This window comes from Prevotella lacticifex (assembly GCF_019973375.1).
Classification (GTDB): domain Bacteria; phylum Bacteroidota; class Bacteroidia; order Bacteroidales; family Bacteroidaceae; genus Prevotella; species Prevotella lacticifex.
Window position 1 is genome coordinate 1329399 of sequence record NZ_BPTV01000001.1, and the last position, 22705, is coordinate 1352103.

At 51.2% G+C, this 22705-nt stretch carries 20 protein-coding genes; 8 read left to right on the forward strand and 12 right to left on the reverse strand.

Annotation, left to right across the window (positions count from 1 at the left end):
- Positions 1-18: 18 nt before the first annotated feature.
- Genes LDN30_RS04955 through LDN30_RS04965 form a run of 3 tightly spaced genes read right to left on the reverse strand, consistent with a single transcriptional unit; the run spans position 19 to position 6023 of the window.
- A complete protein-coding gene (locus LDN30_RS04955; protein WP_223925782.1) occupies positions 19-1419 on the reverse strand; it encodes a TolC family protein in 1401 nt (466 codons plus the stop codon).
- A 15-nt stretch (positions 1420-1434) separates the two neighbouring features.
- Positions 1435-4704 carry an efflux RND transporter permease subunit gene (locus LDN30_RS04960; RefSeq protein WP_223925783.1) on the reverse strand — a complete coding sequence of 1090 codons (3270 nt, stop codon included), beginning with the start codon at positions 4702-4704 and terminating at the stop codon, positions 1435-1437.
- A 23-nt stretch (positions 4705-4727) separates the two neighbouring features.
- Complete coding sequence (locus tag LDN30_RS04965) at positions 4728-6023, reverse strand: efflux RND transporter periplasmic adaptor subunit (protein WP_223928844.1); 1296 nt, start codon at positions 6021-6023, stop codon at positions 4728-4730.
- A gap of 278 nt (positions 6024-6301) precedes the next feature.
- On the opposite strand from LDN30_RS04965, the gene LDN30_RS04970 reads away from it, so the two are divergent.
- The 5 genes from LDN30_RS04970 to LDN30_RS04990 all read left to right on the forward strand — a co-directional run bounded on the left by LDN30_RS04970 (position 6302) and on the right by LDN30_RS04990 (position 9491).
- A complete protein-coding gene (locus LDN30_RS04970; RefSeq protein ID WP_223925785.1) occupies positions 6302-7162 on the forward strand; it encodes a sigma-70 family RNA polymerase sigma factor in 861 nt (286 codons plus the stop codon).
- Positions 7163-7226: 64 nt separating this feature from the next.
- Positions 7227-7739, forward strand: a complete 513-nt coding sequence (locus LDN30_RS04975) for a hypothetical protein (protein ID WP_223925786.1) — start codon at positions 7227-7229, stop codon at positions 7737-7739.
- A complete protein-coding gene (locus LDN30_RS04980) occupies positions 7726-8610 on the forward strand; it encodes a hypothetical protein (protein ID WP_223925787.1) in 885 nt (294 codons plus the stop codon). The genes LDN30_RS04975 and LDN30_RS04980 overlap by 14 nt, the downstream gene beginning before the upstream one ends.
- Before the next feature lie 62 nt (positions 8611-8672).
- The gene (locus LDN30_RS04985; protein ID WP_373316537.1) at positions 8673-9086 is read left to right on the forward strand and encodes a S24/S26 family peptidase; all 414 of its coding nucleotides are present in this window, start codon (positions 8673-8675) and stop codon (positions 9084-9086) included.
- Between the two features lie 3 nt (positions 9087-9089).
- Positions 9090-9491: a PqqD family protein gene (locus LDN30_RS04990; protein WP_223928845.1), complete on the forward strand. Its 402-nt coding sequence runs from the start codon at positions 9090-9092 to the stop codon at positions 9489-9491.
- 421 nt (positions 9492-9912) lie between these two features.
- Here the strand turns inward: LDN30_RS04990 and LDN30_RS04995 are convergent, their stop codons facing one another.
- The 5 genes from LDN30_RS04995 to LDN30_RS05015 form a co-directional block, all read right to left on the reverse strand.
- Positions 9913-10710, reverse strand: coding sequence for a prephenate dehydrogenase (locus LDN30_RS04995; RefSeq protein WP_223928846.1), 798 nt, complete (start codon positions 10708-10710; stop codon positions 9913-9915).
- A gap of 1 nt (position 10711) precedes the next feature.
- Positions 10712-11779 carry a bifunctional 3-deoxy-7-phosphoheptulonate synthase/chorismate mutase type II gene (locus LDN30_RS05000; protein WP_223925791.1) on the reverse strand — a complete coding sequence of 356 codons (1068 nt, stop codon included), beginning with the start codon at positions 11777-11779 and terminating at the stop codon, positions 10712-10714.
- Positions 11780-11935: 156 nt separating this feature from the next.
- Positions 11936-13099 carry a pyridoxal phosphate-dependent aminotransferase gene (locus LDN30_RS05005; protein ID WP_223925792.1) on the reverse strand — a complete coding sequence of 388 codons (1164 nt, stop codon included), beginning with the start codon at positions 13097-13099 and terminating at the stop codon, positions 11936-11938.
- 1 nt (position 13100) lies between these two features.
- Positions 13101-13934 carry a prephenate dehydratase gene (locus LDN30_RS05010; protein WP_223925793.1) on the reverse strand — a complete coding sequence of 278 codons (834 nt, stop codon included), beginning with the start codon at positions 13932-13934 and terminating at the stop codon, positions 13101-13103.
- Positions 13935-14186: 252 nt separating this feature from the next.
- Positions 14187-15002: a tetratricopeptide repeat protein gene (locus LDN30_RS05015; RefSeq protein WP_223928847.1), complete on the reverse strand. Its 816-nt coding sequence runs from the start codon at positions 15000-15002 to the stop codon at positions 14187-14189.
- Positions 15003-15123: 121 nt separating this feature from the next.
- On the opposite strand from LDN30_RS05015, the gene LDN30_RS05020 reads away from it, so the two are divergent.
- Together LDN30_RS05020 and LDN30_RS05025 are read left to right on the forward strand one after the other, a co-directional pair.
- Positions 15124-16320, forward strand: coding sequence for an aldose epimerase family protein (locus LDN30_RS05020; protein ID WP_223928848.1), 1197 nt, complete (start codon positions 15124-15126; stop codon positions 16318-16320).
- Positions 16321-16384: 64 nt separating this feature from the next.
- Positions 16385-17233 carry a hypothetical protein gene (locus LDN30_RS05025; protein ID WP_223928849.1) on the forward strand — a complete coding sequence of 283 codons (849 nt, stop codon included), beginning with the start codon at positions 16385-16387 and terminating at the stop codon, positions 17231-17233.
- 154 nt (positions 17234-17387) lie between these two features.
- Here LDN30_RS05025 and LDN30_RS05030 read toward each other — a convergent pair whose 3' ends face one another.
- Together LDN30_RS05030 and LDN30_RS05035 are read right to left on the reverse strand one after the other, a co-directional pair.
- Positions 17388-19292, reverse strand: a complete 1905-nt coding sequence (locus LDN30_RS05030) for a heavy metal translocating P-type ATPase (RefSeq protein WP_223928850.1) — start codon at positions 19290-19292, stop codon at positions 17388-17390.
- A 43-nt stretch (positions 19293-19335) separates the two neighbouring features.
- Positions 19336-19545 (reverse strand): heavy-metal-associated domain-containing protein, encoded by a 210-nt coding sequence (locus LDN30_RS05035; protein ID WP_223928851.1) that lies wholly within the window; start codon positions 19543-19545, stop codon positions 19336-19338.
- A gap of 297 nt (positions 19546-19842) precedes the next feature.
- Between LDN30_RS05035 and LDN30_RS05040 the strand changes: the two genes are divergently transcribed.
- Positions 19843-20538 carry an alpha/beta hydrolase gene (locus tag LDN30_RS05040; RefSeq protein ID WP_223928852.1) on the forward strand — a complete coding sequence of 232 codons (696 nt, stop codon included), beginning with the start codon at positions 19843-19845 and terminating at the stop codon, positions 20536-20538.
- Between the two features lie 12 nt (positions 20539-20550).
- Here the strand turns inward: LDN30_RS05040 and LDN30_RS05045 are convergent, their stop codons facing one another.
- Together LDN30_RS05045 and galE are read right to left on the reverse strand one after the other, a co-directional pair.
- Complete coding sequence (locus tag LDN30_RS05045) at positions 20551-21117, reverse strand: AraC family transcriptional regulator (protein ID WP_223928853.1); 567 nt, start codon at positions 21115-21117, stop codon at positions 20551-20553.
- Positions 21118-21265: 148 nt separating this feature from the next.
- Positions 21266-22303 carry a UDP-glucose 4-epimerase GalE gene (galE, locus tag LDN30_RS05050; RefSeq protein ID WP_223928854.1) on the reverse strand — a complete coding sequence of 346 codons (1038 nt, stop codon included), beginning with the start codon at positions 22301-22303 and terminating at the stop codon, positions 21266-21268.
- Positions 22304-22705: the final 402 nt, after the last annotated feature.

Sequence of the window (22705 nt, forward strand, 5' to 3'; positions counted from 1 at the left end):
AACTGTTTCCTTATATTGTTAATTTCTTCCTCCGCCAAGAGCATAGTAGAGGTTGACCACCGATTGCATTTTGGCGAACTGGTCCTGGACTTGTGAGATCTGGGCGTTGAGGAGATTCTGCTCAGCGGTGATGACCTCAAGATACGTGCTTGAGCTTTGCTTGTACAACATCTGCGTCTGCTCGACGTTCTTCTTGAGCACCTCTATCTGCTTGCGCTCAAGTTTGTCGTTGGCATCGGCGGTGTTGTAGGCCACCAGTGCATTGCTTACTTCCGATCCTGCGGCGAGTACGCTCTGCTGCCATGTATTCAGTGCCTGCTGGTACTGGTCCTTAGCTACGCGGAGACCGGCCTTCAGTTTGCCCTGCTGGAATATGGGCTGTACGAGGCTTCCAACGGCACTGAGCAGCAGTTTGCCTGGATTGACGAGACCGTTGCTGTTGCTCCATCCGCCGGTACCGGTGATTGTCAGCGATGGATAGAACCGTGAGCGGGCACTCTCTATGCCATAGAAGCAGGAGGCGAGCGCCATCTCGTTGGCATGTACGTCAGGACGGTTGCTGAGGATGCTGGCACCGACCCCGCCGGAGAAATTCGTCGGCAGTGTCTGGTTGTCGAGCTTCCCGCGTGCTATGGCCTGTGCTGGCTCACCGATGAGCAGGCTCAGCGAGTTCTCTGTCTCGCGAATCGACTGCTTGAGCGTGTTGCTCTGGGTGAGCACGCTGTAGTAGGCTGCCTCCGCGCTCTGTACGCTTGTAGCCCGTGCTGAACCGTATTCCATCTGGAGTTTCATCATGTTCCAGGTGTCCTTGGTGAGGTCCTGCATGTTCTCTACAATCTCCATTTGCCTGTCGAGGCTCAGAAGAGTGTAGTAGAGGTTGGCCACATTACATATAAGCTGCGTCTTGACAGCTGTCTGATAATCCTGGCTCTGGAGCAGTGCAGCCTGCGCTGCCCGCTTCTGAGCCTTGATGTTTCCCCACAAGTCGACATTCCAGCTGGCCACTACCGGCAGGGTGTAGGCTTTGCTGGTTTCCGAGTGCGTGCCGAAGTGAGTGAGCGTTCCCTGCGGTGAGATGGCTACTGTCGGCAGGAAGGAGAGCTTAGCCGATTTCAGCTGTGCCTCGGCCATGTCGACATTGAGCACGGCGTTGAGAAGGTTGTTGTTGTTGTTCAGTGCCTTCTCGATGAGTGCTTGCAGCTGCGGGTCGGTGAATACCTCCTTCCATGGAAGATTGCCGAAGTCGCCGTTGCCTTCAAGTGTGGCATTGTCGTTGACAGGATCGCGCACGATACCCTCGGTGACGATGCTGTCGGGGCGCTCATACTTGCCGTAGAGCGAGTCGCTCCACTTCTTTACGCTTCCGCAGCTGCTCAGTGTGAGCACTGCGAGAGCTATGATGATTGAGTTTTTCTTCATGTTGTTAAATCTCCTTTATTTCTTTTCAGAGGTTTTGTCAAAGAGTGCCTTGGCCTTCGGAAGGTACTGGGCAAGCTCGCGCTGGATGTCGTTCTCCTCGTCGTCGAACTTCATCGGGCGAATCTTCTCCTGAATGTGCTGGAAGAAGGCAAAGAGTGCCGGCACCACGAATATCTGGCAGAGAGTACCGATGAGCATACCTCCTACGGCAGCTGCACCGAGGGTCTGGTTACCGTTGCGTCCTACGCCCGATGCGAACATCAGCGGCAGCAGTCCGATGACCATTGCGAGTGATGTCATGAGGATGGCTCGCAGACGTGCAGCCGAACCGAGGATTGCCGCATACTTTATGGCCATACCCATATTACGGCGCTCAAGGGCGTACTGCACGATAAGGATGGCGTTCTTCGACAGCAGTCCGATGAGCATGATGAGCGATATCTGCATGTAGATGTCGTTAGAGTGGCCGAAGATATCGGTAAAGAGGAATGCTCCCGAAAGTCCGAACGGCAGTGACAGGATTACTGCGAACGGCAGCAGATAGCTCTCATACTGTGCACTGAGGATAAGGTATACGAATACCATACAGAGTATGAAGATGAGTGCTGTGGAGTTGCTCGACTCCTGCTCCGAACGCGTCAGACCCGAGAAGTCGTAGCCGTATCCTGTGGGCAGCTTCTCTTTTGCGACCTCCTCAACGGCCTTGATGGCCTCACCCGATGAGTATCCGTCGGCCGGTGTGGCGTTGACGGTTATTGACGTGAAGAGGTTGAAGCGTGCGATGTTGGACGGTCCGTAGACACGGCGCAGGGTGACGAACTCGCTCACCGGCGACATGCCGTTGGAAGTTCTGACATAGATGTTGTTCAGCCCGTTTTCGTTCATACGGCTGGCCACGGTGCCCTGAATCATTACACGGAAGAGCTTGCCGTAAGCATTGTAGTTGCTGGCATAGAGACCACCGTAGTATCCCTGCAGAGCCGAGAGGATTGCCGCTGGTGATGTGCCGGCCTGTTTCGACTTGGCTACATCGACGTCGACCATATACTGCGGATAGTTAGGGTTGTATGACGTCATGGCGGTGGCAATCTCCGGACGTGCGTTGAGTGCTTTCAGGTAGTCCTGAGTAATGCTGAAGAACTTGTTAAGGTCGCCACCGGTCTTGTCCTGGAGCGAGAATGTCAGTCCGTTGGTAGCCGAGAATCCCGGCACCATTGGCGGAGCGAACGCCAAGATCTGCGCACCCTTGATGGTTGATGTCTGCTTGTAAATCATTCCGAGGACCGATGTTGATGTTGTCGGGTCGATGAAGAGTCCGGCTATTCCTGCACCCGTGAATACACTCTTCAGTCGGTCGAAGAATCCGTACTCACGCTCGGCAAACGGTTTCAGCTTGATGATGAACGTAGCTTGGTCGGAGCCCTGTCCGGCAATGAAGTTGTAACCCACAATCTGCTCCCTTCGCTCGATGTAAGGGTTGGAGGCCAACATGGCATCAATCTTGTCGGTAACCTTCTGCGTCTCCTCCTGAGATGTGCCAGGAGGCAGCGAGACGGTTGTAAACAGCGTACCGGTATCCTCGTCAGGGACGAGTCCTGTCTTCGTTGTCGACATGAGGACTGCGAGTGCAATGATACCTACGACCACTGCAATGGCAGGAATGGCTGGGCGGTTGATGACGTTCTCAACGCCCTTGCGGTACTTGTTCTGAATTTTGTTATACTGAACGTTGAATCCTTCGTGGAAGCGGTCGATGAAACTCTTCTTCTTCTCCACTTCATCCTCGCTGTGAGGTTTAAGGAAGATGGCGCAGAGGGCCGGCGAAAGCGTCAGTGCGTTGACAGCCGAGATGACGATTGACACGGCCATCGTGATACCGAACTCGCGGTAGAATGTTCCTGATGTTCCGCTCATGAACGACACCGGCACGAACACAGCCGACATCACAAGGGTAATGGAGATGATGGCACCGGAAATTTCGTTCATGGCATCGATGGATGCTGTGAGGGCACTCTTGTAGCCCTGGTCGAGTTTGGCGTGTACAGCCTCGACGACGACGATGGCATCATCGACGACGATGGCGATAGCCAACAACAGGGCCGACAGCGTCAGAAGGTTCACCGAGAATCCGAAGACCCAAAGGAAGAAGAATGTTCCGATGAGTGCCACCGGTACGGCAATCATAGGGATGAGTGTCGAACGGAAGTCCTGCAGGAAGATGTAAACTACCAGGAATACGAGCAGCAGGGTGATGATAAGCGTTCTGACCACCTCGGCAATAGACGCGAAGAGGAACTCCGTGACATCCTGCTCAATGGTGTACTTCATCCCCGGAGGCATGCTCTTCTGTGCCTCGGCGAGGGCTGCTTTCACGTCGGTGGCGATGTTTGTGGCGTTAGATCCTGCAATCTGCTGGACCATACCCATGACTGCCGGTTTGCCGTTGTTCTTCAGGAACACGTTGTACATCAGCTGCCCCTGCTCAATCTTTGCCACATCGCGCAGATGGAGTGTCTGACCGTTGAGGTTGCTCGAGATAATAATATTACCGTATTCCTCCGGAGTCTTCAGACGGCCTTTGTAGCGCATGACGTACTCGTAGCTCATATCTGAGTTCTCACCGAATGAACCCGGGGCAGCCTCGATGTTCTGCTCGGCAAGAGCCTGTGAGATGTCGGAAGGAACAAGGCCGTAAGTCTTCATCTTTGCCGGGTCGAGCCATATACGCATGGAGTAGTCGGATGTTGATGGCGTCTGCACGTCACCGACACCGCTGATACGCTTGATCATCGGCACGATGTTGATGTTGTTGTAGTTGGTAAGGAATTTACCGTCGTATCGGCCGTCATCAGTGGTCAGGGAGTACATGATGACGTTTGATGTCTGTCGCTTCGACACCGTTACACCAACTCGTGTTACCTCGGCCGGGAGCAGAGCCTGGGCCTGCGACACACGGTTCTGGACGTTGACGGCAGCCATATCAGGGTTGGAGCCCTGCTTGAAGTACACGGTAATCATGGCCATACCGGAGTTTGTGGCCGTAGAGGTCATATAAGTCATGTTCTCAACACCGTTGATGCTTTCCTCAAGCGGTGTGATGACAGAATTCAGAACGGTCTGAGCGTCAGCTCCGGTGTATGTCGTCGACACCATGATGGTTGGCGGTGCAATGTCCGGATACTGCTCAATAGGCAGGCTCACCAATCCAATCGTACCCAGGAGCACGAAGAATATGGAAACGACCGTGGAGAGTACCGGCCTCTTTATAAAATTAGTAAATGACATAAAAATTCTACTTTAAGTTTGATTTATTTATCGTCGTCCTTTCCGGTCATGGCATCAAGGAATCCACCGGCAGTGCTCTGCTTCTCACCAAGTTTCTCTGCCTTCTTGATGTCTTCATTGTACTGGCTCTCGGTGACGGCCTTGATAGCAGCACCGTCAGTGAGTGAGGAAAGTCCCTGAGAGACAATCTTGTCGCCCATCTTCAGACCGCCTGTGACGATATAGTTCTTTCCGTCGTTCTGCGGATTGACCTGAATCTCAGTGTAATGGACTTTGTTGTTTCCGTCAACCTTGTAGACGAAAATCTTGTCCTGAACCTGAATAGTTGCATTCTGAGGTATGACGATAGCATTATTGTTGTTCTGTGCGACGACGATAGACCCTGATCCACCGCTCTTGAGCAGATGGTTAGGATTGGAGAAGCGTGCAATGACGCTCACTGTTCCCGTTGTGGGGTCGATGAGTCCGCTGGCCTTTACGACGGTACCCTCATGATCGTAGATGGAACCGTCGGCAAGCATCAGCTGTACTGATGGGAAGTCGCGGAGAGCGTTCTGGATATTGCCGTCGGTACGTGCGAGCTTTAGAATGTCGCTCTCGGTCATGGAGAAGTACACCTCCACGGTGTTGTTGTCGGAGATGGTAGTCACGGGGTCGGCCGATGAGGGGCTCACGAGAGCACCCACCTTGTACGGCAGACTGCCCACGTAACCGCTGGCCGGACTCTTGACATAGCAGAAGCTGAGGTTCTCCTTGGCTGTTGCCAGGGCAGCCTGAGCCTGTTTCACTGCGGCACGCGCAGCCTCCACCTGAGTGCGGGCTGAGTTGAGTGAGGCTTCGGCGGTCTCATAGGAGTTGCGGGCTGTCTGAAGCTCATAGCTTCCGATGACTTTATTATTATACAGCTGCTTGCTGTTGGTGTAAGTCAGACGGGCTGTGCTGCACTGAGCAGATGCCGACCGTACACCGGCCTCAGCAGTCTGAACCTGAGCCATGGCTGAGTTGACACCGGCCTGAGCCTGACGGACAGCGGCCTGATAAGTCTCGTTATCGATGACAAAGAGCACCTGACCGGCACGGACGTACTGGCCCTCGTGAACATTGAGTTTCGTGATGAATCCTGAAACCTTCGGACGAACCTGCACATCCTGAATACCTTTGATTGTGGCAGGGTAGGTGGTGTTGAGCTGCGCGTTGGAAGCTCCGATTGTAATCGTAGGATATTCGTTACTCGTAGGCAGCTGTGGCTTGCCACCACCACAGCTCGTAAGAACCACTGCAATGGCAACAGCGATAATTAGGAAAATGTTTTTCTTCATACCTTTTATTAATGTGTTTATTTTTTCTTCTTTACCTAATATGGTTACATGTATTCTCTTACCTTAGAATCTCTTAATAGTGAAAACTAAATAACACTCTTCGGTTTTCGTATGCAAAAGTAGTAATTATTATTTATCAATGTGAACGTGGGGTTTATCTTTTAACAATAATTATGTGGGGAAAGCCGTATTTCACGTTTAATTTGCCATTTTAATGAAATATTTTTGCTCACATCGGAAAATGTTTGTACATTTGCAGTAATAAAGCCTACCTGACAATGAGACAACTTAAAATTACTAAATCTATAACGAATCGGGAGAGTGCCTCTCTCGAAAAATACTTACAGGAGATTGGTCATGAGCGTATGATCTCCACTGACGAGGAAGTGGCCTTGGCCCAGCGCATAAAGCAGGGTGACAGCAGTGCTCTTGAGGAGCTTACACGTGCCAATCTTCGTTTTGTGGTCTCTGTAGCCAAACAATATCAGAATCAGGGTCTGAGTCTGCCCGACCTTATCAATGAGGGCAACCTCGGGCTGATAAAGGCTGCTCAGCGCTTCGACGAGACGCGGGGATTCAAGTTCATATCCTACGCCGTCTGGTGGATACGTCAGAGCATCCTTCAGGCCATTGCCGAGCAGAGCCGTTTGGTCAGGCTCCCGCTCAACCAAGTGGGGTCGGTTAATAAGGTCAACCGTGCTGCTAACAAGTTTGAGCAGGTCTATGAGCGCAGACCCAGTGCCGAAGAGCTTGCCAGTGATGTCAATCTACCGGAGGAAAAAGTCGAAAGGGCGATGAAATCCCACTCGCGGCATGTATCCGTCGACGCGCCCTTTGCCGACGATGATGGCGGATCGCTGCTCGATGTCTTGCCGAACGGTAATATTCCCGACACCGACAGACCGCTTATTCAGGAGAGTCTGCGCGAGGAAGTGTCGAGGGTGCTGATGCATTTAAGCGATAGGGAACGCGCTGTGATAGAGGCTTATTTCGGACTGGGGCAGCCGGAGCTTACCCTTGAGGAGATAGCCGAAAAGTACGGATTGACGCGCGAGCGCGTCCGCCAGATAAAGGAAAAGGCCATACGCAGGCTGAGGCACAAGACGAAGAATGAACTACTCAAGTCCTTTTTAGGATAAATAACAATATTACAATACGAAAAGAAAGATTATGCGATTTTTAAGGGGTATACTATTGTCAGTAATGTTTCTTGCTGTACTCTCGGTCTCGGCTAAGGGCAGCAGGAAGCAGACCGTATATATGTTCGGTTTCTCGGCGTCATTCAATGATTCCATCGTCTACTTCACGCCGATAGAGGAGGTGCAGGCTTATATCGCCAACGACAGAACCCATTTCCTCGTTGCCAGGGAGCAGTATTCCTATCAGCTGCGGAATTATTTCGAAAACCGCGGACAGTTGCACCGCACCTGTGTGACCATCTATGACGTCGACAGAAAAAAGATTGAGAAGAAATTCCAGAACTTGAAGGAGAAATATACGGTGAAGTCGAAGAAAGACTTTGATGTAGTCACACTTGCAGAAAGTGATTTCAAGTTTGAGACGGTGTCGCCCGAGGAGGGCACAGTATATGTCGACAGTCAGACGGCGGAGGAAGAGGCAAAGAAGCCCCGCAAACACCGTGGACCCAAGGGACCAAAGCCCGATGGCGATATGAACGGACGCCCCGATAAACCCATGACTGATGCAGGCAAATAACTATATCATCGCACGGTTCGGGGTCAGCATTACTTTTGCCGATTCTCCCATCAACGACTCCCGGCTGATTGGTTCTTTCGAGCCGTTCAGAACTTCTGTTCCCGCTGATGACAAGCTGTTCAGTCTCGATGTTGACGACGCGGTGCGCCCCGTACCCAAGGATCAGCGTCATCGCATACGCCGTTTCGACACCGGCAACGGCGATACCATTGTCGACAAACTCGAGGATGGCGGCTATCAGTATATTATCAAGGATATAGAGGGTGCCGACTGCTGTCTGCTCATCACCGATAAGGACTTCGTGAATTGTCGGTGTGCGCTGAACGGAACACCGGAGATGCGCCGTTTCGGCCTTAACAGTGCGCTGATGCTCGTCCTGGCTTTTGCCGGCGCGAGGCGTCAGACACTCCTTCTGCATGCCTCTCTCGTGAGATGCAAGGGTAAGGGCTACGCTTTCATTGCCAAGAGCGGGACCGGAAAGAGCACGCAGGTGAGTAACTGGATGAGGTACATTCCGGGGTGTGACATCATGAACGACGATAACCCCATAGTGCGTATCATCGACGGAAAGCCCATAATCTTCGGATGCCCATGGAGTGGAAAGACTCCCTGCTACCGCAATGTGGAGGCCCCGTTAGGGGCTATTACCCGCATCGACCGTGCCGATAAGAACTTTGTGGAGGCTCTGTCGCCGATAGAGGCCTTTGCCAGTGTACTGCCGAGTTGCTCGTCAATGAAGTGGGATTCAGATATTTACAGTTCTATCTGCGATACAGTAACGCGCATTATTGAAACGACAGGTATCTACATTTTGCACTGTCTGCCCGACAAAGAGTCGGCAGAGGCATGCTATAAAGCTATAGTACGATGAATGGTAGAGTGAAGAATCAAGTTGTCTTAAGCAATGCAGAGTTTCTTCCCGAGGTGGTGCGTATGCTCAACGATGGCCATACGGTGACTATAAACCTCAAGGGATATTCCATGCGTCCGTTCCTCGAGAATGAACGTGACAAGGCATTGCTGACCAAGGCTGTAAACCCAAAGGTGGGCGATCCGGTTCTTGCCGAAGTGGGTCCCGGCGTCTTTGTCCTTCACAGGATAATAGCTATCGACGGCGAAAATGTCACTCTTCGTGGCGACGGCAATCTCGGTTGTGAGCACTGCAAGATGAAGTGCGTTTACGGTGCTGTGGTAGGCTTCTATCGTAAGGGACGGTCAAAGCTCGACCGCACCGATGCTATGAAGTGGAAAGTGTACTCCTGGATATGGATGCGGCTTTATCCTGTCCGGAGGTATCTGCTTGCTATCTACCGCCGCGTTTATGATTTACGAAATAAGAGAAAATAAAATATGAAGACTAAACAAGGATTTAACTTGCGCAATGTTTGTGGTCAGGACTTGATTGTTGCTGAGGGTGAGGAGAATATCGACTTCAGTTATATCATAAGCATGAACGAGTCGTCGGCTTATCTGTGGACCAAACTACAGCAGATGGACAGCTTTACGGTGGAGGATATGGCCGAGCTTATCCTTCGTGTCTATGATGTTGATTTGGATACTGCCATCTCCGACTGTGAGACTCTTGCAGCCCAATGGGCGCAGATAGGTATCATTGAGGGTGATGATGTTCCTAAGGTCAGTGTCACTACCATCAACCATGTTGATATGGGCGATGGCAATGATGATAAAAAGAAAGAAGGGGATACTGTCAAGCACCGCTCCTTCTTCGGCCGTCTGTTCCGCAGAAAATAGCGTCTGCGGTCTGTCAACTGCCGTTTTCAGTCGTCAGTTCCATAGAGAATAGCTGCTGCGGTCAGTCAACTGTCTTTTTAGTCGTCAGTTCAAACATAAGATTCCAGGTCCCAGTTGCATGTGGCAACGGTTCTTTCATTAGCCAGCATTATTATGTGAGAATTAAGGAACTATAGGGGAATACCGGCAACAAGATGTAAGAATAATTCATTCTGTCTTACGTCTTGTGTTGTCTTTGTACCATATTGATTATCAATCGTTTACTAATATATATCATTTTGCGTTGTAAAACGGTCCGTTTTAGGACGCAAAACGGTCCGTTTCGCAAGCTGAAACGGACCGTTTTGAAAGCCAAAAAAGGACGTATTGGAGAAGTGTAAATATATTTCAATATTCGCTTATAGTAGTGGCAGCATTCTTTCTACTGCCGTTTTATCTCGATATCTTGCCGGACGTTGTTTCTTATCTTTGTCAGATAAGCTTTCATCCGTGCGGCATCCTTGTTGTCGATGATGTCGAGGAGCTCCTTCAGTTCGGTGCGAATCTGAGCCACTTGGTCGTGGGTATAGGGGTTGAAGAGAATCTCCTGCAGCAGATAATCATCCTCGTTTAGCACACCCTTGGCTATCTGCATGTGGCGCTTGAAAGTCGTTCCCGGAGCATCCTGATGTTTCATCACGGCTGCAAAGACGAATGTCGATACGAAAGGAATACTTAAAGAGTAAGCAACCGTCTTGTCGTGCTCCTCAAAAGTGTACTCGTATATGTTCAGTCCGAGTTTCGAATACAGGTCCTTGAAGAAGATTCTGCCCATATAATCGCCCTCGGTGATGATGATAGCGTTCTCCTCATTGAGTTGATTCAGATTGGCAAACGTAGGTCCGAACATCGGGTGGGTCGACACATATCTGAATCCACTCTTGTCGTACCACGACTTCAGTCCGGTCTTCACCGAGCTGATGTCTGATATGATGCAATCCTTTGGCAGACAGGGCAGTATCTCCTCAAAAGCCGGGATAGTGTATTTTACCGTTACAGCATTGATAACCAACTCCGGCTTGAAATCCCTTATCTCGTCCAGTGTCTGGAAACGTTGGCAGTTGTATGTGAAGCGAAGACGCTTAGGGTCTTTCTCGTATACTCCGACTTCGTGGTCGAAACTGAGCAGGTCGATGAAGAATGACCCCATCTTTCCTGCTCCCATAATCAATATTCTCATATTACTGGTTTACGATTTCAAGCTGTTGACGTACTGACTCCTCGTGTATGAGCTCAAAGATGTGGGCAATACATTCCGGTGCTATGCCGATGAGACTGCCCTGGGCTCCACGTTTCTCGAGAATCTCGTTGTATCGTGTGGCCTGGAGAACGGTCATATTGTGCTCTTTCTTGTAGACTCCTATCTCCCGGCAGATTCTCATTCGTTTTGCGAGAAGGTTCATGAGCTCGTTGTCGACATCATCAATCTGACTCCTCAGTTGCCTGATTCCTTCCGTTGTCGTGTGCTCATCGCGGATAACGAGCAACGACAGTATGTAGTCGAGTACGTCGGGGGTCACCTGCTGCTTTGCATCGCTCCAGGCCTCGTCGGGGTCGCAATGGCTCTCGACGATCAGTCCGTCGAAACCAAGGTCCATTGCCTGCTGACAGAGTGGCGCAATGAGATCGCGGCGTCCGCCGATATGACTTGGGTCGCATATTATTGGCAGGTTGGGTATTCGCCGGTGCAACTCTATTGGAATCTGCCACATAGGCAGGTTGCGGTAAATCTTCTTGTCGACACTTGAGAATCCGCGGTGAATGGCACCTAATCGCTTCACTCCGGCCCTGTTGATTCTCTCCATACCGCCAATCCACAGCTCAAGGTCGGGGTTGACGGGGTTCTTTATCAGCACCGGCACGTCGACACCCTTGAGACTGTCGGCTAACGCTTGCATCGCAAAGGGGTTTGCCGTTGTGCGGGCTCCAATCCACAGTATATCGATACCATACTTCAGAGCCAACTCCACATGCTCCGGTGTTGCCACTTCCGTTGCAGTGAGCATTCCGGTCTCCTCTTTAACTTCCTTCATCCATGGCAGCGCTTTCTCGCCGTTGCCCTCGAAGCCTCCTGGTTTCGTCCGTGGCTTCCATATTCCTGCGCGGAACATGTGGCAGCCTTTTGCAGCAAGCTGCTTGGCTGTGGTGAGCACTTGCTCTTCGGTCTCTGCTGAGCATGGTCCGGCTATGACACATGAAGGGCGTTCGTTGTCGCTGGGGAGGTTCAATGGTTCAAGATCTAATTCCATATCTGTCAGTTTTTATATTGTCTAATTTAATGTTGTTGTCTGGGATAAAATCAGCTTTTCGTGATCTTCCTAATGTTGTCGTCTGAGTTAAAATCAGCTTTTATATAGTCTTTAAATGTTGTCGTCTGATACAAAAAGTTACGTTTGCAGCCGCCTTTATCCAAACACTTTCTTGATGCGCTCAAGGGCCGTCTTCATCTTTTCGTCCTTGGCGCAGAGTGAGATGCGGATGTAGCGCCGTCCGTTTTTGCCGAAGATAAATCCCGGAGTGATGAATACTCGTGCCTCGTGCAGGACTTTTTCTGTCAGCTGTTCTACATCATCGTAGCTGTCGGGGATTCTTCCCCAAAGGAACATTCCCACTTGCTTTGGGTCGTAGTGGCAGCCGAGCACATCCATTATTTTCTCGGCTATGACGCGCCGCCGTCCGTAGTTCTCAATATTGTTCTTGTGGTACCATTCCGGAGTGTTAGTGTTGTAAGCCTCTGCCGCTGCTAACTGTATTCCACGGAAGGTGCCGTTCTCGATGTTGCTCTGCACCTTGAACATCCAGGAGATGTATGTGGGGTTGCTAATCATCATCGCCACTCGCCATCCGGGCATATTGTGGCTCTTCGACATCGAGTTGAACTCTATGCAGTGATCCTTCGCTCCCGGCACTTGCAGAATGCTCATAGGATGCTCGTTGAGAATCAGCGAGTAAGGATTGTCGTTTACCACCACGATGTCGTGCCGTTTGGCGAAGTCGACGAGCCTCTCGAAAGTCTCCATCCGCGCGTTTCCTCCCGTCGGCATATTGGGGTAGTTGGTCCACATAACCTTCACCCGACTGAGGTCCATCTTCTCGAGAGTTTCGAAGTCGGGTTGCCACCCGTTGTCCTCCTTGAGGTCGTAGTAGCGAATCTTGGTACCGAAAATCTTGTTTATCGCAGTGTAAGTGGGATATCCGGGGTCGGGGATGAGAACTTCGTCGCCGGGGTTGCAGAAAGCGAGAGTGACGTACATTATTCCCTCCTTGGAACCGATTATCGGCTGCAGCTCCGTCTTCCAGTCAACGTCGACACCGTAAGTGCGCTTATAGAACGCCGCCATGGCCTGTCGCAGCTCGGGGAGTCCCGCAGTGGGCTGATAACCATGGGCATTAGGGTCGTGGGCCACTTCGCAGAGTTTGTTCACTGTCTGCTCCGATGGTGGCATGTCAGGACTTCCAATGGCAAGGCTGATAATGTCCTGACCCTCAGCATTCAACTTGGCCACTTCCTTCAACTTCCGTGAGAAGTAGTATTCCTGTATCTCGTTAATTCTTTCTGCTGGTTTCATATTATTTTGCTTCTTTATATTCTCCAAGAATCTTTATGCCTTTTACAAGTGGGGTTATCGCGTCTATCGACTGCCGGTATCGTGTCAGGTTGTCGTATGTCACGTCAACATAAAAGAGGTATTCCCATTCGTGACCGATTATCGGCAGACTCTGAATCTTCGTCAGATTGATATCGTAGAACGAGAGAATCGTAAGAATCTTGCTCAAACTTCCCTCCTGATGCGGCAATGAAAAGACGAGACTGGCTTTGTCCGACTCCTCGAGTCTCCTGACGAACGATGCTTTCTGCGGGTTGCAGGCCACGAGAAACCTCGTGAAGTTGTGCTTGTTGTCCTCGATACTGTCCTCGAGAATTTTCATCCCATACATTTTCGCTGCTGCCGAACTGCATATTGCTGCTTGTCCGTGCAGCTGATGCTCAGCAATATACTGTGCTGCTCCGGCTGTATCTTCGGCTTCGACAGCTTTCAGCGAAGAGTGGGCCGTAAGGAAATTTCTGCACTGCATGAGAGCGACAGGGTGGGAGTGGACCTCATTGACCGTGTCCCAGTCATCGTCGGGCAGACAGCAGATGCAATGCTGGATGTGGAGTTTATGCTCACCGACGACTGTTGTCCCCGACATCCTCAGCAGCTCGTAGTTGTGGAGCAGACTGCCCGCAATAGTGTTTTCTATTGCCATCATGGCTATAACCGTCGGGTCGTTGTCGACACTATGGAATACGTCCTCAAAAGTCTCGCAGCAGATTATCTGCAACTGCTCTCCCTTGAAATATTCATGTGCGGCTATGTCGTGGAAACTCCCCAACTCTCCTTGTATTGCTATTCTCTTCATATCTTGAAATGAAAAACGGTCCAGCTCTATCATTAGGGCGGGACCGTTTCGTTATGTTTTCTGTTTACTAATTCATAAGTTGAAATCTACACGCAACTTCCCGCTTCACAATTTCTTGTAAAGTAAAAATAGAAGTAGTAAAAAGATGCGTAAGACTTATTCATTTATTATTTTCTTTGTTTACGACTGCAAAAGTATAACTTTTTTTTCTTTCTGACAAACGAATCGCAATGTTTTTTCAAAGAATCGATGTTATTTCTCATTCGGGTTGAGTTCGAGTAGCTTTCGCCCGTCTTCGTCAGCCCCTTCCTTGTCGCCCGTAGCGAGTTTCACGGCACCACGTTCTCTGAAGGCTTCTATACGGAAAGGATTCACCTCCGTCACCTTATTATAATAGTGTATAGCCTCCTTGTAGTTTTCCTTTGCCCGTTCCACTCTGGCCTTGAAGAGATAAACATCCTCGTCGTCGTTAGTATTCTCAAGGAGCCACTGGGCATCGTTGTCAGCGCCGTCGGTATCGTTCATATCGAGCAGGATGCTGCCTCTGAGCTCGTGGGCCTCAATATAATCGGCGTCGAGTTTGATGGCCTCATTGACCATTGCCAGGGCGTTGACATAGTCGCCGCTGCCACGGTAGGCGCGGGCGTAGAGGACATACACCAGCGGGTTAGTCTTGTTAATCTCGAGTGCCTTCTTGCAGTTCTCCCCCATGGCATCATAATCCTCATTCATGAAGGCCACTTGTGCCATTCTAATCAGAATGTCCTGATTGTCGGGTTCGGCCTTAGTGAGCACCTCTAACTCCTTGTATGCTGCCAAAAGCTCGTTGTTGCGGATAAGCGCCTGCGACAGATAATCGTGAACCTCAAGATCGTCCTTGATGTCCAGGGCGTGGCGGAAGCACTTTATGGCATAGTCGTACTGGCCGGTGCGGAGAGCACGCAGCCCGTCGTATTTCAGTATGTCGAAATCCTTCTCTTTGCTCTCGGACTTCTTCTCCTCGAGTTCGTTCTTCTTGTCCTCTATTTCATTTGCGGCTCCACTGAAGAGCTTTTTAAAGATGTTCATCGGTTCGTTGATTGATTGTAGTGCAAAGATAGTGTAAACAAACGATACATCAAAATAAATGCTGTTTTTATTTTGCAATTTCGTACTATTGTGCTAACTTTGCGAAAAATAACTACTTACGATGAAGTTTATCTACAATCTACTTCGGGCTGCCTTCTTCATGGTGGCGGCAACGATGAGCCTTGTAGCCACGGCTCAGGAGCGCACGCTGTCGGGCCTTGACCCTTCAAGGTTCGACGCTGTCATTGACGGGAAACCGACGGCTCTTTATGTTCTCTCCAATGGTAAGGGCGTAGAGGCTTGCATAACCAATTACGGCGCGCGCCTTGTTTCGCTGATGGAACCCAACTGGAACGGGCGCATGGAGGATGTCGTCTTGGGATATGACAATGTCATGGACTATCACACCAAGGGTCAGAACTTCGGTGCCACCGTCGGCCGATATATTGGTCGGATTACGGGGCCCTCGGTGACTATCGACGGTAAGGAATACAAACTGCAGGACAGCGGTAAGGGCGTTATCTCGCACGGAGGAAAGCCCGGATTTGCCAACCGCGTATGGGATGTCGTCAGCTACAACCGCCATTGTCTTGTGCTGCGATACGTCTCACCCGACGGTGAGAACGGATTCCCCGGTGAGCTCACCACCACTCTCACCTATGCCCTGCGCGACGACGGTGCTCTGAGCGTGAGTTTCAAGGCTACGACAACAAAGCCGACGGTGCTGAACTTAGCCAACCATTCATTCTTCAATATCTCCGGCAATCCTCAGCGCAGCATAGAGCAGCAGATGCTGTGGGTTGACAGCAAGGCTATTGCTGCTTACGACAAGAATAAGAATGTCACCGGAGAGCTTATGGATGTCAGTCACACACCCTTCGATTTCCGCCACCCACACGCTATCGGTGAGCGCATCAATGACGATGATGCCCAGTTGGCTGTCACCGGCGGCTACGACCATGCTTTCGCCTTGCGCCACGTGGGGAGCCTCGACAGTCCCGCAGCCATCCTCTACGATGCCCAGAGCGGACGGGTACTCACCGTTTATACCACCGAACCAGCCATACAGATATATACCGGCAACGGACTCAAAGGGAACCAAGTGGGAAAGAATGGCATTGTTTACAAACGACGGTCTGCAGTGTGCCTCGAGACCCTCCACTTCTCCGACTCACCACATAAGCCATCTTTTCCGTCCACACTGCTGCGTCCCGGTCAGACGTTCAGCTCCACTACGGTGTTCGCTTTCTCAACCGATCCACCGCTTATCATGCGCACAAAAGATAAATATCAAAGCATAAAATCTAAAAAACACTAAAACATTGGTCTCTCTTTTGGTCATAACGTGACAACTCTTTACTTTTGCAACAATAATGATAACGATGAGAAAACTATATATTTTTGCCATTGCGATGCTGGCTCTCCCGGCTTTATCCTATGCTCAGGACAGCACAGGACTGTCGCGTGGCGTACAACCTATAGAACCATCCCGACTCCAGGGACCGCGTGAGGCATCGGAGGAAGAAAAAGAGTATGCGCGGCAGATGGAGGAGGACCGGCAACAACAGCAGCAGATCGACTACAGTCTTCCTGCTGTCGACGAGAATGGACAGGTCGTAACCCCCACTACAAGCTATTACTATCCCTACTGGGGAGGATGGGGGTGGAACCGCTGGGCACTGCATAAGGGACTGAATGTGAATCTCAGCGCGTCGGCTTTCGTCACCTCAGGAGGCCACGGCTACGGCACACACGGTGGTCTGACGCAGGACGTGAGCCTGATGTACGTGACGAATCTGTCGAAGAAAGCAACATTGGCTGTCGGCGGATACTTCAACAACATGCAGTACCGTGGCGACAACTACACTACGGCGGGATTCTCGGCCCTCTTCGGCTATCAGTTTGATGAGCACTGGAGCGCTTATGCCTTTGTGCAGAAAGCTTTCAACAGCAATAACTTCGGACCTGCCTACAGCGGCTACTATAGTCCTTACGGAGGATTCTACAATCCCTACGGCTACTACAGCGGATGGGACGACTTCGGCTATGCCGGCACAGCCATGGCACCGTGGAACAGCCGCTTTATGGATCGTGTTGGTGGCGGAGTCAATTATCAGTGGGGCAAACACGGGCAGAACTCCATCACAATCCAGTTTGAGTACGACCACATGCCCAACCGCAACCGGGGCTACAACTACTCACGCTACGACTATCCCGTGCCACAACCATAGATTCGTCTCGATGCTTATCATAAAACAGAAAAATCCCTGCCATCAGCTGACAGGGATTTTTCGTATAAATTACTTTCTATATACTCAAGCGTTATCTTGATTATATTCGCTTTAGTATCTGATTATCAGTTTTTTACGTAATCTGAATTCAGCGTTACTTTATCAGTTTCAGACGCAAAGAATTCAGCACAACGCTGACCGACGACATTGCCATGAGGGCGCTGCCCCACATCGGCGTGAGGACTATCGGCGGATTCTCGAAGAAGAGATACAGCACTCCGGCTGCTATCGGGATGCAGACGATGTTGTAGATGAAAGCCCAGAAGAGGTTCTCCCATATCATCCTCACTGTCTTCTTGCTGAGGCTCACCGACTGTGGCAGTGCGTTGAGGTTGTCGGTCATGAGCGTCACCTGAGCCACGTCCATGGCTACGTCGGTGCCGGTGCCGATGGCTATGCTCACATCGGCCAGGGCCAGGGCCTGAGTGTCGTTGATGCCGTCGCCGATCATGGCTACGGTCTTTCCCTCGGCTTTCAGCTTCCGCACAATCTCCTCCTTGTCGGCAGGGACGCACTTTGCCTTGTAATGCTTTATTCCGGCCTTCTCTGCCCAGTATTTTGCGGCCTTCTCCTTGTCGCCGCTCATCATCCATACGTCTATTCCCATCTCCTGCAGACTGTCCATAGCCTCGCGGCAGTTGGGCTTGAGGCTCTCGCGGGCCTCCAATGGCAGGTTGTCAGCCTTCGTGAAGTCGACATTCTTGTTTGGAATGGTGAGGGTGCCGGTCTTGTCGGTGACGAGCACGTCGACCTTTCTCAGCCGCTCCAGGGCTGTGGCGTCCTTTATCAGCACATGCTTCTCGGCAGCCTTGCCGATGCCCACCATCAGAGCCGTTGGCGTAGCCAGTCCCATGGCGCACGGACATGCGATGACCAATACCGTCACAGCGGAGATTATGGCCTGAGGTAGCATCTCGCGTCCACCGGCAATCATCCATGCCGCAAACGTCATGGCTGCGATGATGCCCACAGCGGGAACAAAGACCAGAGCGGCCTTGTCGACGATGCGCTGCACCGGTGCTTTAGAGCCCTCGGCCTCCTGCACCATCTTGATGATGTGGGCCAGTGCCGTATTCTCACCAATCTGACGGGCACGCATCCTGAATTTGCCCTGGCTGGGGATGGTTCCCGCGAGGACCTTCGAGCCCTTCTTCTTCTCGGCTGGTGTCGGTTCTCCCGTGATCATGCTCTCGTCGACATAGGCTGCATCGGGAGTCATGAAGCTCTCGGCAGTGAGAACCTCACCGTCGACGGGCACCTTCTCACCGGGGCGGACCTCAAGTACGTCGCCCACCTCGATGGTCTTGATGGGCACCTCCTGCACGTTGCCGTCCTCATCGACGAGATGGGCAGTCTTAGGGGCCATTCCCATGAGTTGCCTTATGCTCGTTGCCGTTCCGTCCTTGGCCTTGTCCTCGAGCAGCCGGCCTGTAAGAACGAAGGTGATAATCATTCCACAAGAGTCGAAATACGTCAGCGTGGGATCGCCCCAGAACGTGTTGTAAGTGCTGAAAATGAACGCGATACTCGTCGACAGTGCCACGAGAGTGTCCATGTTGGCGGCTTTATGGGTAATCTGCTTTACGGCGCTGACGTAGAACGACTGTCCGCAGAAGAACATGTTGGCCAGAGCTATGAGCAGCGCCACCTGGTTGGTCAGCGATGTGCCGCCGACGTTTATCCAGTGCATGTTGACAGCCATGCCAAATACTGACAGTGCCCAACTCAGCAGTGTGGCGCGTTTCAAACGGGTGTACTCGCGTTTCTGCACCTCGCTGGCCGAGACATTCTCGTCGATGATGAGGTCGTAACCGATGTCGTTGATCTCTTTCTTCATCGTGTCGAGAGTTATCTGCTGCGGGTCGTAGTCGACGAGGGCTGTGCGGCCGGCCAGCGAGACGCTTGCGTTGTTGATGCCGTCGAGGGAGTTCAGCTTGCGCTCAACGTTGGCTGAGCATGAGGCGCAGGCCATTCCTATGACGGGTATTGTTTTCTTCATTGTTAATTCCTCCTTGAAAATGTATGCCCTTTCGGGTGCTGAATTAAATGTCCATATTATAGCGGCCGAGAGTGTCGACAGCGTCCTTGAGTTGTGAGGGGCTGACCTTGTTGTCGTCGTAATCGACTGTCACACTGTTAGATGTGTGGTCGGCCTTGGCGTTGCTGACGCCCTCTACACCCTTGATAACGTTCTCAACACGAGCCTCGCAGTGCTCACATTTCATTCCTGTAACTGTAAATGTCTTTTCCATTGTCTTATGTTTTTTGTTTGTTCTTGTTTTCGGTTGCAAAGGTAGTCATTCTTCTTCATTCTTGTGTTACGGAATTTTCGATGTGAGTTATAACTTTTTTCGTGCGCCAATTCCTTTATGGACTGGCTAAATCGATGGTGTCAAAAAAAGACGCTGAGAAGTCTTTGGCACGTTGCAGTTTTTGTTGTAACTTTGCAAATAACTTCCCGATAGAGTAAGGAGGATGGACTATTAGGACGAATAGAATCTGATGGTCGCTGTGTATCAGATTCCTATAAAACAGAAGAACTATTTTCTATGAGACATAAAACATTATCTTCAACTATCGACGGCCGCGAGGTGCTTTTCTTCGTGGAGCCGGGCGCTGAGGTCCTGCTCGTGCAGCCGGTCGATTCGCACGACCTTGAGGAGATGCCCTCCGAAGTAGAGTATATTGAGACTAACGCCACTAAGCCTTTTGTTCTTGTCGCCGTGAAGATTAAGCGGTGGAACGACGAGCTCACACCATGGCCTTCGCCACCGGTGTTCGGAAAGATTCCCTTCGGCAGCGGTGCGGAGACAACCCTGCACTTCATCGAGAAAATTGTTGACGGCATCCGAAACGGCAGCTGCGGACTGCCCGTAGCCGACCTTAGCCCTGCGGCGGTCTTCTTGGGCGGATATTCGCTTGCGGGACTCTTCGCGTTGTGGGCAGCTTATAACTCTGAGAACCTCGATGGCATCGTAGCAGCCTCACCGTCAGTGTGGTATAAGGACTGGCTCGACTTCTCGCGCAGCCATTCTTGCCACACACCGAAAGTCTATCTCAGTCTTGGCGACAAGGAGTCGCACAGCAAGAACAAGCTCATGGCCACCGTTGCCGATGCCATAGCCGTTCAAAAGACTATTCTCGACAATCAGGGCGTAGTCTCGACAATGGTTTGGAATCCCGGCAATCACTTCACCGACAATGGCGTGCGCACGGCCAAGGGCTTCGTGTGGCTCATGGAGTAGTGCGCCGTGCGACTAAATTTCGTCGAGCGGCCGGCGGGTGTTCTCCTTCAGATTCTTAAACTGGGTGGGAGTCATGCCGGTGACGCTCTTGAACTGGCTGGAGAGATAAGCTGTCGACGAGTAGTTCATCTTCATGGCTATCTGCGTCAGCGACAGCTCGTCGTAGCGTATAAGCTCCTTCACCCGCTCTATCCTCTGCTCAATGTAGTAGCGCTCGATGGTCTTCCCCTCCACTTCGGGAAAGAGCTTGCTCAGGGCGCTGTAGTCCTGATGCAGCTCCTCGGTGAGAATCTCGCTGAGGTTCAGCGGCGACTGGTTGTCGTTGTAGTGGACGAGGTTTATAATCGTACTCTTAATCTTGTCGATGGTCTGGTGGCGCTTGTCGTCAATCAGCTCGAACCCCAACGACTCCAATGTCTGCCGCAGCTCGTCGCGCTTGGTGCCGTCGATGTTGTCCTCCTCTATCTTCACCTCACCGAGCTCCACTGATACGGCGTGGAGTCCGGCTTTCTGCAGTGTGTCGCTGACGGCAGCCTTACAGCGGTTGCAGACCATGTTCTTGATATATAATGTAGTCATATTTTGCCTTTTTGATAAATGGTAAATACCAGTTGATAAATGACGAATGCCTATTGGTTAAAAAATTACCCTCCGATTCACATCGAAGGGTAACAACAACACAAACACAAAAAAAGCCCACCCATGGTGAGTGGGTCATATTTTCTCTTTACATTACTCCGTCTTCGCGGAGCTTCTGTTGCCATTTCCATGCAGAGCGGAGCACGTCGTCGAGTGGTGTCTCAGCCTTCCAGCCGAGCACCTTGTTGGCCTTGGTGCAGTCGCCCCAAATCTTCTCGATGTCACCCTCACGGCGTGGGCCGTACTTCCAGTTGAGTTTCACTCCGGTGGCCTTTTCGAACGTCTCGACAATCTCTAATGTCGAGTTGCCCTTGCCGGTGCCGATGTTGAAGTATTCTATTGGCTCTGTGTCCTTGTCGAGAACGCGGGCCATGGCAGCCACGTGGGCTTTGGCCAGGTCGACGACGTAGATATAGTCGCGGATGCAGGTGCCGTCGGGAGTGTTGTAGTCGTTGCCGAATATTGTCAGCTGCTTGCGGATTCCCATTGCCGTCTGCGTGACGTAAGGAATGAGGTTGTTTGGCACTCCGTTTGGTAGCTCACCGATGAGGGCTGAGGAGTGTGCGCCGATAGGGTTGAAGTAGCGGAGAATGATGCTCTTGATGGGCGCTCCGCTGTGGATGTAGTCGTATATTATCTGCTCGTTGATTTCCTTTGTGTTGCCGTAAGGCGATGTGGCCTTCTGATGAGGGGCATCCTCGGTGACGGGGAGGTTCTCGGGTTTCGGCTGGCCGTAGACGGTGCACGACGACGAGAAGATGATGCCCTTGACATCGTATTTCGGCATGAGCTCAAGGAGATTGATGAGCGAGACTATGTTGTTGCGGTAGTAGAGCAGAGGCTTCTGGACGCTCTCGCCCACGGCCTTTGATGCTGCGAAGTGGATGATTCCGTCGATATCGGGGTACTTCTTGAACAGCTGCTCAGTGGCGTTCTTGTCGCGCAGGTCGATTTTCTCGAATGCCGGACGGACACCCGTAATCTTCTCTATGCCGTCGAGCACTTCAATCTTCGAGTTGCTCAGATCGTCGACGATGACGACTTTGTATCCTGCCTCGATAAGTTCCACTGATGTGTGGCTGCCGATAAAGCCTGTGCCACCCGTTACCAAAATAGTCTGTTTCATGTTAGTCAGAATTATTGTTTGGTTACAAAGTTAGGTATTAAAATCCGAATTCCAAAACGCTTTGTTTAAAATCATTACGACTTTAACGTCCGTTTCACAAATTATAAACCTTTGTTAAATGCGACCGCTGCCGGGCAAAGATTTTTGTGGAGCGAGGCTGGCAATAGGGTGCCATAGAAGCTATAAAGCTATAGGAGCTATAGGAGCTTTAAAAGCTATAGATGCTATAGGAGCTATATTGGCTATAGGAGCTATAGAAGCTATGAAAGCTATAGAGAGCTATAGGAGCTATAGAATCTATAGATAGCTTGTTGCCATGGCCATCGCGGCTGGGCTTGGTTGTCAGCGTTGCTGCCGGGGGGTATATGATTGTCGTAGCGGTGGGGGGACCGCCCGGAGGGG